Source organism: Alkalimarinus alittae, assembly GCF_026016465.1.
GTDB classification, from domain to species: Bacteria; Pseudomonadota; Gammaproteobacteria; order Pseudomonadales; family Oleiphilaceae; genus Alkalimarinus; species Alkalimarinus alittae.
Window position 1 is genome coordinate 3,436,334 of sequence record NZ_CP100390.1, and the last position, 12,658, is coordinate 3,448,991.

A 12,658-nucleotide genomic window follows, 5' to 3' on the forward strand; every position below is an offset into this window, starting at 1 on the left:
GGCATGAACCAGCAGGCAGTAGATACCAGCAGCAATAGCAAAGAGATTTTCGACATAAACAAAGTTCGGAAGTCTTTTCCTATTCTAAATCAAAATGTTAACGGCAAGCCGCTTATCTATTTAGATAACGCAGCGAGTGCACAAAAGCCTGATGCGGTTATCCAGTCTATTAGCGATTATTACTGCAACGACAACTCTAACGTACACCGCGGCGCACACTCACTAGGTGATAGAGCAACAGCGGCCTTTGAAGGCGCTCGCGAGTGTGTACGTAACTTTATAAACGCCAAAAGCACCAAAGAAATCATCTGGACAGGCGGCACGACTGAAGCCATTAACTTAGTGGCAAGCGGCCTTACAGCATCACTTAAAGCAGGTGATGAGATTATTGTCAGCCGCATGGAGCACCACGCGAACATCGTTCCATGGCAAATGCTGGCAGAACGGACAGGTGCAATTCTCAAAGTCATCGAGATTAATGAGGCAGGCGAGCTATTAGAAGGTGCATTTGACCAACTGCTGACTGAACGCACGAAAATAGTGGCGGTCACTCAGGTATCAAACGTACTCGGCACCATTAATCCGGTTAAAGAGATTATCGAAAAAGCAAAAGCGGTCGACGCTTTAACATTGATAGATGGTGCTCAAGCTGTACCGCACTTTTTAGTGGATGTTCAGGCACTAGACTGCGACTTTTTTGTGTTTTCATCTCACAAGTTGTTCGGCCCAACCGGTATTGGTGTTCTTTACGGTAAAGAAGAAAGACTCAATGCCCTACCTCCTTATCAGGGCGGCGGCGAGATGATCGAAAGAGTGACGTTTGAAAAAACCACCTTCAACGAGCTACCTTACAAATTTGAAGCGGGCACACCACCCATTAGTGAAGCCATTGGCCTTGCAAAAGCCATTGAGTATTTCGCTGCTTTTGACCGCCCGTCAATAGAGCTTTATGAACAGAATCTTTTGAGTACTGCCAACTCAATGGTAAGCAGCATACCTGGCATGCGCATTATCGGCAATGCTGCGAATAAAGTGCCTGTTATGTCATTTATGATTGATGGACTCCACCCTAGCGATATAGGGACATTGCTAGATCAACAAGGCATCGCTATTCGCACCGGTCACCACTGCGCCATGCCGCTGATGGATTTTTATGGTCTACCTGGCACCGCCAGAGCGTCATTTGCTTTTTACAACACACAGTCCGAAGTGGAAAAGCTTTTTGAAGGTCTGCAAAAAATCCAACGTCTTTTTACCTGATCCACTACATAAGCAAGCGCTTACTGTCCGATAGGTAAAAAGCCTTTAATAGACGTTGAATTGAGGAATTAGAATGAGTACCGAACAGTTTACACCCGATGTAAAGATTACGATGTCAGAAGCTGCCATCAAACATATTCGTAAAGAAATTGCGAAAATGCCTGGCTGCCAAGGCATTAGACTTAGGTTAGAAACCAGCGGCTGCTCTGGCTACATGTACGAAACATCCCTCGTAAGCCAAGAAGAAGCGGTTGAGCAACAAGCAAACGATCAGATTTTTGTTCAGGCTGAAGACGTAAAGCTATTTGTTAGCAAAAAACACTTACCGATATTAAATGGCACCGAAATCGATTTTGTTACCCAAGGGTTAAACTCGGTACTCCATTTCAACAATCCTAACGCAACAGCTGAATGTGGCTGCGGCGAAAGCTTTTCGATAGTCTGAGGTTTCAATCTAATGGAAAGAGAGGTTGTATTAACCAAGCGTGAATGTGAAGCTCGATTAGTGCCTGCGGGTACTGAGATCATGATCCCTAAAGATACGTTCGTGACCATTACTCAAGCCTTAGGGGGCACATTTAGTGTCGCAGTAAACGGTAACTTGGCCCGTATTGAAGGGAAAGATGCCGACGCCTTAGGTAAAGAGATCAAGTTTGAAGACTTTGAAACCCCTGCAGACGGCACCATTAACGATAATCAGGTTTGGGAAGCGCTCAGACAGTGTTATGACCCTGAAATCCCCGTTAACGTGGTTGATCTCGGCCTTATTTATAGCTGTAAAATCGAAAACAAGACCGATAAAGGTAATGTCATCAGCATCGACATGACCCTCACCTCCGCAGGCTGTGGAATGGGGCCTGTGATTGTAGAGGACGTTAGATCAAAGGTGCTACAAGTGCCTAATGTTGACCATGTCGTTATCGACTTAGTTTTCGATCCGCCTTGGAGCAATGATATGCTAACAGACGAGGCAAAACTAGAATTAGGCATGCTTTAAGCCGTAGCCGTGACAACTTGAACTTGAACAAACTAAAAAACTGGATTATTAATCAGATGACCTTCGATAAAAACGCTCAATTTACCCAGAATGATTTTGGCGGTTCAATCAACACTGATGAAATATTGGAAACGTTTGAATTTTTAGATGACTGGGAAGATCGATACGCGTTTATTATTGATCTAGGCAAAAAACTTCCTGAATTTCCAGAAAGTGAAAAAATCGAAGCGAATTATGTTCATGGTTGCCAGAGCCAAGTATGGCTTATTCACCACCTTGACGAAGCAAGCGGCAAACTCTACTTACTGATAGAAAGCGATGCATTAATTGTAAGAGGCTTAGCAGCCGTTGTACTCGCGGCCATGAATGCGAAATCACCCAGTGACTTACTAGCCGTTGACATTGAAGAGATCTTTGAGAAGATGGACTTGATCCGCCACGTAAGCCCCACACGCGGCAACGGCTTACGTTCAATGGTTAAGAAGGTTCAGGTTATAGCTGAGCAATTGGTGTAACCAAACGTTAAACCTCAGCAAAAACACATCAAGATTGCTTCGCGCCAAAGTGGCGCCCCCCCCCTGCCCTGAACGCTCTCTACCAAGCGATCAACAAATCATCCGGCTGAATATTCAATCTTCCCGTGTCCACTGAAATAGTCCCCGTCGCAAAAGAGGGGTGCACTTGAGAAACGGTCAGTGCTGCTTTTGCGTTAGTCAACTCAGTCCCCGCCAGTAAGTCAGAATCATAAAAACGATAGGTTCTATACACCGCTAACTGGTCACCTGGTCGAATACCTGAACTAGCACCAGACGCAAAGTGGATCGTTTTTCCATCGGTTCTGGTGATTCTCGTCATAAATGGCTGGCATCGCATGGAGCCATTGACTTCTTTTGCCACATCATTGAGCAATGATGCAACAGCACGTCCATACTTAGTTTTTTCAAATGACGCTGAAGCAAACCCAATTTTATCATTAGGGTCGGCATTCCAAATATCTGTCAGCTCATAGCGTTTCTGAAAGACAACGGACCCACTAAAACCGTCATGAATAAACACCTCTATCGCAAACCGTCGCTTACGATCAGCAAACCCAATATTGCGTTTAATCGACTTCCACATTGAACTGCCGTAAGCGTCTTCATCAAGGACGGACAAGTCTCTAACAATGCCTGAAACAATAAACTGCACCCCCATTTGCTGGGCATACTTGACAACCTTGGTCAGGGTTCTTTGAGTCGTCTCAGTGGTTGGCGCATTGGTGGCTTCTTCATAAAGTCGATACTGGCTAGACTCATGCACAACCAAATTATCAAAACCAACAAGCTGCTCTCTTAAGTAGCTGGCTAGCTTTCTATCTACGTCATTTAACGCCCCTAAGTTAGCCTCTATGGGGTTCTGCACCAAAAAACCTAACACGGCGATCTCTTTTTTATAACCATTAGCTTTATCTGGGGCGCATAGTTGCATTGAGACTTTAACCATATCCGCATTCACAACCATACTCAAAACACCGTCGTCGACTGACTCATCAACCACCACAACACTGTTTGCTTTAGCTTGTGTCGTAACCGTCACGTCGTCTTTGGTCAACGCACCATTACTCATCTCTTGGCGCCCTTCTATCCTTGCACCTAGACGAATCGCAGCTTGTTGCAGCGCATCTTCCCTAGCCTGTTTTCGCGCCAACTCATACTGCCCATCTACAATGTTTGCACGCCCTGTCACTTGAACCCACTCTGCCTGGGTTGCCGAAGACAAACAGAGCAAAAAAGCCATAAATAGAGCTGAAGACACGTGCGTCTTAATGGTCATATATAATCCTCATAAGTCGCTAACACGACAAGCAGCCTGCTACTTTAAATAATAGAGACTATCATTAGATTTACTGGTCACTGTAATATCGCCTGCCGAGTCATTGCCATGAGGTAACGGTAGTCTGCAGTCTTCGTTATATCGAAAATGATTTACGTGAGATAAACACTCTCTAAAGCGAGGCTCTAGCAACAATTCAACGACTGTCTCATATGTGCCTCCTTTATGCTCTGTGACAGTAATGACTTTAGCACCACGAATCACGCTATCGACCATCGTTCTGTAATTATCGTGCTCTAAAACAAAGTCACTCACCGTTGACGCGCCGAATATTACCGTGCCATAAACTCGTTCAGCTAAGGCTCTATAAGCATCTAACCTTGAAGCCCGCATTGCCATTAGTCGCTTGCGCTCTGAGAGTCTATCTTTATCATTTTCATAAGTACCATAACCCGACACTCTAATTAAAATAGGAGGCAGTGCTTCAGTACGACTATTCGCTTCTGAGTCATCGTCAACTGTACCTGCACAAGATGACAAAAGCCCAATCAAGGTAGCCATCAAAATCAGTCTTGAAACATATTTCATAAAAAACCTACCGTATACGTTTATGTATATTTTTATGTTTTAGCAGCACGACGCGATCAAAACTAACTGACAAAGCGTTGGCGGTTAACGAGATTAATTAAACTTACATGAAAAAGTCATGCCACAATTATCAAGCCTATTAAGTCATATACCGGCAAAGGACTGCCCCTTTGTATTTGTTATTTACATTTAAAGGTTATCCATTGCCACTTCAGTAAATTTTTAGGGCTATTCGTTACAAACAAAAACACTTTGTCACGTCTAAATCAGCTATTTCAGCCTAAGCTTAAGGGAATAGCATTAGCATAAGCCTAGGCATCAGCTAATTAATAGCCTCGTGTTCTTTGAACGAATTAGACCATACCCACTTAAACCGTATCCCTTTAGTCAACTGATAACGTAAGGACCTTACCTCCATGAAACATAAACTCCTCGCTATTTCTATCGGGTTAGTTGTTGCACAAAGCCAAACAGCATTCGCTGCACCTAATGGATTTCAAGATGCACGATCATTCGCCATGGGCGGGACAGGTGTTGCCTCTTCAAGCCCTGCGAGTGCCAGCTTTCACAACCCAGCACTGTTAGCGATAAAACATGAAGAAAAACACGATGGATTTGGCTTGATACTTCCTTCGTTCAATATCAAGTACGCAGATGACGAAGAAGTCATCGACCAAATTGATGACATCCAGAGTGAAATAGATACCTTCAACTCAGCAGTGAGAAACAGCAATCAGGCCGCTATTCAAGCCTCAGCGACAAAATTAAGCGGTCAGTTTTCAAAGCTGAACAAAGACACCGCAAAGGTCGATGCCGGCCTAGGTGCTGCATTAGTTATCCCCAATCAAACTTTTGCGGTCAGTGTATTTCTTGATGGTTCAGTTAAAGGCACGGTTAGAGGCGACATAGCTCAAAGCGATCTAGCCTATTTAGATGCCGTCGCTGCAGGCACTCAACCCGCAACAGAACTAAATGAGTCAAATACAAACATCAACTCAGAAGCCACGGCTATAGTAGGGGGTCTAAGTGAATTCGGCGTAAGCTTTGCTACCGCTTTTGATATGAACGGCAACACCTTCACCGTTGGCGTCTCCCCTAAGTACGTATCACTGATCACTTACGAGTACGCCGCGAACATTACCTCATTTGATGACGAAGATGTTGATGCCGATAACTATGAAACCAATGACAGTACATTTAATATGGACCTTGGGGTTGCGTATCAATTTGGCCAAGACAAGCAATGGATAGCCGGCCTTAGTATTCGTAATATTATTCCGACTGACCTGAAAACAAAATCGGGCCTCAGTATGAACGTTGATCCACAAGCGACCGTCGGCATTGCCTATACACGCGATGTATTTACCCTAACAGGTGACCTTGATCTAACAGAGAATAAAGCATTTGGGTTTGAAGATGACAATCAGTTTATCTCGATTGGTGGTGAATTCGACCTGATCGACATGGCTCAATTTAGACTTGGCGTCCGCCATAACTTTGGCAGCAGCAATGGCAGCCAAGGAATCGAAGAAGATAGCCAGCTAACAGCAGGCGTTGGTTTTTCTCCCTTTGGCGTACATATAGAGCTTTCAGGCCTAATGAGCAGCACTGAATATGGCGCAGCCGCAGAACTAGGCTTCACATTTTAATAAACACCAAGGTGTGCTTTTACCCAAAGCACACCGTCCCATCATTTATTGAATAGCTCGGCCGTTCAAATCGCCCCAAAACAGCCCCTCAAATCAAAATTCACCAAATTTCTCATTTCGAATCATGAAAATGTAATAAAAATCACGTATCATGCGCGCCAGAAATTAATACTTTTCGAGGCACAAAGGTAATGTCGATCAAAAACGCTTTTTATGCACAGTCTGGTGGTGTAACTGCCGTTATCAATGCTTCAGCCTGCGGTGTAATTGAAACCGCAAGAGCTCACAGCGATAAAATTGGTACCGTATACGCAGGTCGCAATGGAATTATCGGCGCTCTTAGAGAAGAGCTAATAGATACAAGCCTCGAATCCAAAGAAGATATTGCTGCACTTCGTCATACCCCTAGTGGTGCATTTGGTTCATGTCGCTACAAACTTAAAAACTTCGAAGAAAATAAGCGCGAGTACGAGCGTCTTATCGCGGTTTTTCAAGCCCATAACATCGGCTACTTCTTTTACAATGGTGGCGGAGACTCACAAGATACCGCTTATAAAGTATCTCAGTTAAGTGAAAAAATGGGATACCCGATTACGTGTATCGGTGTGCCAAAAACGGTTGATAACGACCTTCCCTTTACCGATAACTGCCCTGGATTTGGTTCTGTAGCTAAATACGTCGCCATATCAACTCAAGAAGCCGCTATGGATATCGCATCAATGTGCGAATCTTCAACGAAGGTATTTATTCTTGAAGTAATGGGCCGCCACGCTGGCTGGATAGCCGCTGCAGGTGGTTTGGCAGGCAAAGATTCATCAGAAGCGCCTCATATCATATTATTCCCAGAAGTAGCCTTTGACCGTGAGAAGTTTCTTGCTCGGGTTGAAGAAAGTGTTAAAAAATACGGCTACTGCGTAGTCGTTGCTTCTGAAGGGGCTCAGTATGAAGATGGCCGCTTCGTTGCAGACGCAGGCCAAAAAGATGCATTTGGACACACTCAACTAGGCGGTGTTGCTCCAGCATTGGCGAATATAGTTAAGCAAGCACTCGGTTATAAATACCACTGGGCGGTTGCAGACTATTTACAACGTTCAGCACGCCATATCGCATCAGCTACTGATGTAGATCAAGCCTACGCGATGGGTAAAGCAGCGGTAGAGTTTGCCATTGAAGGTCGCAATGCGGTCATGCCAATTATTGTACGCGAGCCAAGCGAGCACTATAAATGGACGATTGGTGAAGCGCCACTTAGCCAAGTGGCTAACCAAGAAAAGAAAATGCCGATTCACTATATCACTGATGATGGGTTTGGTATTACTGAAGAGTGCCGTCGTTACTTAGAACCACTAATTCGCGGTGAAGACTACCCTCCTTACCAGCACAATGGCTTACCAAAATACGTGAAGCTACAAAACACGCTAGCCGAAAAGAAACTCAGCACTGATTTTGATATTTAATCAACAGCGTCAGTAAGAAGGCGACCACTTAGGTCGCCTTTTTTATGCCTTTTTCTCAATCTTAGCCACCTCATACTTTCATTCAGCTTCTGTTCAGGTTCGTTACGTTATCGTTTAGTCATTGTTAATAAACACAAGCGATGGCTTAAAGGAGTACGACCATGAACAAACTTATATTACCCACAGTCATTATTGCCCTATCTGCATCTCCTACGTTATGGGCTAAAGACTCATTCCACGGTAAATCTAAATGGGCTAAAGTAACAGACGTTGAACCTATTACTCGGTCAATACAACGCACGATACCCCGAGAAGAATGCTGGACTGAAAAAGTAAGGTACGAGGAACCGACTAACGAGCCTCGCTCTTATACTGGAACCATTTTAGGCGGCATTATTGGTGGTGCGCTAGGTAACGCCGTCGGCCACAAAAAGAAAAACAAACAGATCGGTACTGCAGTTGGTGCAGTGCTAGGCGCGACCGTTGGCAATGATATTTCAAACAGGGGCTATTCTAATTCACGGTCGAGGGTCAGCTACCGAAACGAACGCCGCTGCGAGACTCATAACGAGACTAGCTATGAAGAAGAAGTGATTGGCTATCATGTATGGTATCGTTATCACGGCGAAGAATATAAAACCCGAATGAATCAGCGCCCAGGTGATAAAATTAAAGTACGCGTGAACGTTGAACCTTATTAATTGTTAATATTTCTAATACCGTTAAGGAGCACCTAGCCATTGTTTATACTCAATAACGAAACGAAAAATGCGGCAACCAACCGTCGACCTGCAACATTAGTAAGTACCATGCTGCAGACTATCTGTTTTGTGTTATTGATCTCGACTGCAACAATGGCTAGCACTCAACAGGTTAACGCTCAACAACGTAGCTCATCCGATAAAAATCAAAGTGCCTCAATCAGTCGTGAAGAAGCAATATCTATTGCCAAGCAAGGCAAGGAAAGCAAAGTACTAAAAGTAAAAATACAGCAACGCTCTTCTGGCAGCATTTACAGGGTAAAATTATTAACAAACGAAGGGCGCGTCAAGCAAGTGGTCATTAACGCTGCAACAGGCCAAATAGAGCGATAGCAGCTAATCCACCTAACGAGTCCTCAGTAAAAAGACGCAAAGTGATAAGCTATGAGAATTCTTGTTGTTGAAGATGAAGATGAGCTAAGACACCAACTGGTCAGCGCGCTAGAAGACCACCAATATGTTGTTGATTGTGCTAGAGAGGGTCAGGAAGCGCTTTTTTTGGGGGAAGAAACTAACTTCGATTTAGCCATTGTGGATTTAGGTCTTCCTAAAATAAATGGCATTGACGTCATTACTCAATGGCGTGCTAAAAACATCACGTTTCCTATCATTATTTTGACTGCTCGAGATAACTGGAAAGATAAAGTCGAAGGGTTAAATGCAGGCGCTGATGATTATGTCGTCAAGCCCTTTCATTTAGCCGAGTTATTAGCCAGAGTTAGTGCGCTACTGAGGCGTTCAACAGGCCACTCAGTCTCAACCTTACAGTTTGGAAATATCACCATTGATTTGACCGCTAAACAAGTGCGTATCGATGAGCAGATTATTGAATTGACGGCATATGAATACAACGCATTAGAGTACTTGGTTCTACACAGAGGAAAAGCCATTTCCAAGACAGAGCTCACAGAGCACCTCTATGCACAAGACTTTGATCGCGATAGTAACGTAATAGAAGTATTTATTGGTCGTTTGCGGAAAAAACTAGACCCCAGTGGAGGTTTAAAGCCTATCAACACAGTCAGAGGGCAAGGTTATCGTTTTGACCTAATCAGCGATGAATAACACTAATATTATTGACCACGTCATCCAGCGCCTTGTGCCAAAATCGATACAAGGGCGGCTTCTCATTGCGAGCCTGATGTCATTACCCATTTTCTGTGGTTTTCTCGGCCTCTCCCTCGATCGAGCTTTTACGAATAGTTTACGCACCGGCGAACAGGCTCAGTTAACCCTGCAAGCCTATGCATTGATCGCAGCCGCAGAACTTGAAGGTGGTCAGCTTTGGTTACCCGAACAACTCACAGAAACTCGCTTGAACCAACCGTCTTCTGGCCTTTTTGCAGCAATATACGCTAAAGGTAAACAACATAGTGTATGGCGTTCCAATAGTGCGCTAAATGATCAGTTACTGACCCACTGGACCTCTCGCGGCGAGCAATATGGGGAAGCGTTATTTGGCACCATCAATCAGGCCAACAACACATTTTTTTTCCTGCAGTACAATGTGTTTTGGGAAGATTCATCAGGTACTCAGCACCCATTCCAGTTTGTTATTTTTGAAAGTACTCAATACATCGAGGAGCAAATTGCCGCCTACCGAAAGAACCTTTGGAGCTGGCTATCAGCCATCGCACTTGCCATCACCCTATTACAACTACTGATCATGCGGTGGGGGCTGAGACCGATTCGCGAAGTCTCTAACGACCTTAAAAAAATACAATCAGGACGACCCTCAATCCTTGAGGGATCGTACCCCACTGAGCTAAGCGAACTCACAGACAGTATTAACACACTCATTAGCAATGAAGCAGAACAGCGCAACCGATACAAAAACACCCTATCAGATTTAGCGCATAGCCTGAAAACCCCGCTATCAATTATGCAAGGAAGCCTTCAATCAACAGAAAAAATAGACCAACAGGAGCTAGAACAGCAAATCTACCGTATTGACCAGATCATAAGTCATCAACTAAAAAGGAGTGTTAATGCGCCTAGCAACCCTTTTTCAGAGGCTATTCCCATTGAAGAGAGTTGCGAAAGTGTCGTATCTGCATTAAAAAAAGTGTATCGAGAAAAGCCCGTAGAGGTCAAAATAAGCATTCCTCCGAAGCTCAAGTTTCGAGGTGACAAGGGGGACTTACTAGAAATAGTAGGGAACCTTCTTGATAACGCGTTTAAATACGGCAGAGGCAACGTTCAGGTTTCAGGTAAGCCACTTTCGTCAAACAAAATAATGATAACCATAAGTGATAATGGCCCAGGTGTTGATAGCGAACAATATACCCAACTGCTTAAACGTGGAGAACGAGCGGACACATCACAACCGGGTCAAGGTATAGGGCTTTCGGTTGTCGCTGACATAGTGAGTAGCTATAGAGGCAGTATAGCGCTAGCACGCTCACCTCTAGGCGGGTTGGCGGTGATAGTCCAGATATAAAAAATTCTTATGTGCCAGAATAACTGGTTTTATTCATGATCGACGAGACCAACATCAATCCTTTCATCCAGGCATTTTTCTCCCTATTAGTCAGAGAAACAGCAGAGACTTCATCAATGGCCTGTACTAGCGTCTTAGCAACGTTCTCATAATCATCCATACCAATATTCAAATGATGATGCTTTGTTCCCAAATCTGCTAAGTGCGCTTCAAGTATATCTATATGCTCTAATCCATTAACAATAAGGTTTAACATGGTAATGAATTTAAGGCGCTGTCCCTCGCTGCTCTGAGTAAACAGCAGTTTGTATTGAGGCTGCTGGAGAAATAGAAGATCATAAAAACAACTGATCGCTGACTCTTCCTGACCTCTTAACCTATTCCAACTAAATTGAATGAGATTAAGTTCTTCATCATTCATAACCTGAAGATCCCTTTTATGGATTAGCACGTCATTAAATATCAAGCCTATAAGGCATCCGTCTAACCCATAAGTCTATATCAGGTTTCCAGATTTAGTATTATAAATCTGATTTAACTATTTGGTGAGGAGTATTAGGTCTCTAAACTAATCTATGTTGATTAACGTTCTGCAACGAACGTATCAAACTCAGTAAAACCACCAATATAGTCTTGACCGATAAAAATCTGAGGGACCGTTTCAACTTTTTTACCTACAGTCTTTTCTAAGTCGGCTTGACTAATGCCTTCTTCAATAATATCAATATAGCGGTATTCAAACGCCTTAAGCTCACAAAGCTGTTTAGCGCGCTGACAGAAACCACACCCTGACTTACCAAAAATTGTCACTCTTTTCATAATGTTTCTCCAAATATATTTAAGACAGACGGGTCGTTGAAACGCTAAATGTTTGAGACCAGATATTGATAGGTTAAAGAAAATGAAGAAATAGGGCCAATAAATAGTTTTTATCTTATTGATAGCGTAAAGCTAAAACTATTATCTCACCTGTAGTCCTAGTAAGATAATATCTAACGACTCATCAAGTACCGACTCTGAAATCCCGCCCTCTACGCAGTCAAACCGACGGTCCAACATCAAGCTAGAAATGCCATGAACCATAGCCCATGTTGAATTAGCGACAAGTAAAGGGTCTTTATCAACAAACTCACCCGTTTCAATGCCTCGCTGCACCAGGCTAACGATGACATTAAACGCATTGCCACCGGCTTCTTCAAGCTCAGGAAAATCATCATCAGGAGACAGCATAGGGCCAAACATAAGTCGATATAGCTCAGGATTATCTAGCGCAAAGTGTATATAGGCTTTACCCGACATTTGCAGGGCACTCGCCACTGTGCTGTCTGCTTTAATCACTGAGTTTGACGCATCATAAAGCCGTCGAAAACCTTCGGTAGCCAAAGCTGCTAGTAGTGCTGTTTTATCTTCAAAATGACGATACGGTGCCGTTTGAGAAACCCCAACATCACGGGCAAGCGCTCGAAGACTGACCTTATCCGGCCCGTGTAGCGTCAAGTGCTCCAACGCCGTATCCAGTAGCGCTTGTTTAAGATTACCATGGTGATATGGCTGTTCCTGAACGCCCATAATATTTTGTTCCTTTAATATTCTCATCGTGTAATCAGCAGTTTGCGATAACGGCACGCTATCGTATATGAGTAATTTTACATAGTTTTATACTGTGGCTAAAAAGATGTAAATCATAAAACATT

15 protein-coding genes are annotated in these 12,658 nt (G+C 43.7%); 10 read left to right on the plus strand and 5 right to left on the minus strand.

Annotated elements, in window-relative coordinates:
* Window positions 1-3 precede the first annotated feature (3 nt).
* From NKI27_RS15485 to NKI27_RS15500, 4 genes are all read left to right on the plus strand, one after another.
* Window positions 4-1,260 (plus strand): aminotransferase class V-fold PLP-dependent enzyme, encoded by a 1,257-nt coding sequence (locus NKI27_RS15485; protein ID WP_265046940.1) that lies wholly within the window; start codon window positions 4-6, stop codon window positions 1,258-1,260.
* 73 nt (window positions 1,261-1,333) lie between these two features.
* Window positions 1,334-1,705 (plus strand): HesB/IscA family protein, encoded by a 372-nt coding sequence (locus tag NKI27_RS15490; protein WP_265046941.1) that lies wholly within the window; start codon window positions 1,334-1,336, stop codon window positions 1,703-1,705.
* A 12-nt stretch (window positions 1,706-1,717) separates the two neighbouring features.
* Window positions 1,718-2,257: a putative Fe-S cluster assembly protein SufT gene (sufT, locus tag NKI27_RS15495; protein WP_265046942.1), complete on the plus strand. Its 540-nt coding sequence runs from the start codon at window positions 1,718-1,720 to the stop codon at window positions 2,255-2,257.
* 56 nt (window positions 2,258-2,313) lie between these two features.
* Window positions 2,314-2,772 (plus strand): SufE family protein, encoded by a 459-nt coding sequence (locus NKI27_RS15500; RefSeq protein ID WP_265046943.1) that lies wholly within the window; start codon window positions 2,314-2,316, stop codon window positions 2,770-2,772.
* A gap of 79 nt (window positions 2,773-2,851) precedes the next feature.
* Here the strand turns inward: NKI27_RS15500 and NKI27_RS15505 are convergent, their stop codons facing one another.
* Window positions 2,852-4,069, minus strand: coding sequence for a flagellar assembly protein FlgT (locus NKI27_RS15505; RefSeq protein WP_265046944.1), 1,218 nt, complete (start codon window positions 4,067-4,069; stop codon window positions 2,852-2,854).
* Between the two features lie 39 nt (window positions 4,070-4,108).
* A complete protein-coding gene (locus NKI27_RS15510) occupies window positions 4,109-4,657 on the minus strand; it encodes an LPP20 family lipoprotein (protein WP_265046945.1) in 549 nt (182 codons plus the stop codon).
* A 416-nt stretch (window positions 4,658-5,073) separates the two neighbouring features.
* Here NKI27_RS15510 and NKI27_RS15515 point away from each other — a divergent pair, with 416 nt between their 5' ends.
* The 6 genes from NKI27_RS15515 (at window position 5,074) to NKI27_RS15540 (ending at window position 10,964) form a co-directional block, all read left to right on the plus strand.
* Window positions 5,074-6,306 (plus strand): conjugal transfer protein TraF, encoded by a 1,233-nt coding sequence (locus tag NKI27_RS15515; RefSeq protein WP_265046946.1) that lies wholly within the window; start codon window positions 5,074-5,076, stop codon window positions 6,304-6,306.
* A 191-nt stretch (window positions 6,307-6,497) separates the two neighbouring features.
* On the plus strand, window positions 6,498-7,763 hold the full coding sequence (locus NKI27_RS15520; protein ID WP_265046947.1) for a 6-phosphofructokinase: 1,266 nt from the start codon (window positions 6,498-6,500) through the stop codon (window positions 7,761-7,763).
* 161 nt (window positions 7,764-7,924) lie between these two features.
* On the plus strand, window positions 7,925-8,464 hold the full coding sequence (locus tag NKI27_RS15525; protein ID WP_265046948.1) for a glycine zipper 2TM domain-containing protein: 540 nt from the start codon (window positions 7,925-7,927) through the stop codon (window positions 8,462-8,464).
* Between the two features lie 39 nt (window positions 8,465-8,503).
* Window positions 8,504-8,857 carry a PepSY domain-containing protein gene (locus NKI27_RS15530; protein WP_265046949.1) on the plus strand — a complete coding sequence of 118 codons (354 nt, stop codon included), beginning with the start codon at window positions 8,504-8,506 and terminating at the stop codon, window positions 8,855-8,857.
* Window positions 8,858-8,908: 51 nt separating this feature from the next.
* A complete protein-coding gene (locus NKI27_RS15535; protein ID WP_265046950.1) occupies window positions 8,909-9,589 on the plus strand; it encodes a response regulator transcription factor in 681 nt (226 codons plus the stop codon).
* Window positions 9,582-10,964, plus strand: coding sequence for an ATP-binding protein (locus NKI27_RS15540; RefSeq protein ID WP_265046951.1), 1,383 nt, complete (start codon window positions 9,582-9,584; stop codon window positions 10,962-10,964). The genes NKI27_RS15535 and NKI27_RS15540 overlap by 8 nt, the downstream gene beginning before the upstream one ends.
* Window positions 10,965-10,971: 7 nt before the next feature.
* On the opposite strand, the gene NKI27_RS15545 is transcribed toward NKI27_RS15540, so the two are convergent.
* From NKI27_RS15545 to NKI27_RS15555, 3 genes are all read right to left on the minus strand, one after another.
* Window positions 10,972-11,385 (minus strand): globin domain-containing protein, encoded by a 414-nt coding sequence (locus NKI27_RS15545; protein WP_265046952.1) that lies wholly within the window; start codon window positions 11,383-11,385, stop codon window positions 10,972-10,974.
* Window positions 11,386-11,546: 161 nt separating this feature from the next.
* Window positions 11,547-11,783, minus strand: a complete 237-nt coding sequence (locus tag NKI27_RS15550) for a GrxA family glutaredoxin (protein WP_265046953.1) — start codon at window positions 11,781-11,783, stop codon at window positions 11,547-11,549.
* Window positions 11,784-11,924: 141 nt separating this feature from the next.
* Complete coding sequence (locus NKI27_RS15555) at window positions 11,925-12,533, minus strand: TetR/AcrR family transcriptional regulator (RefSeq protein ID WP_265046954.1); 609 nt, start codon at window positions 12,531-12,533, stop codon at window positions 11,925-11,927.
* Window positions 12,534-12,658 lie beyond the last annotated feature (125 nt).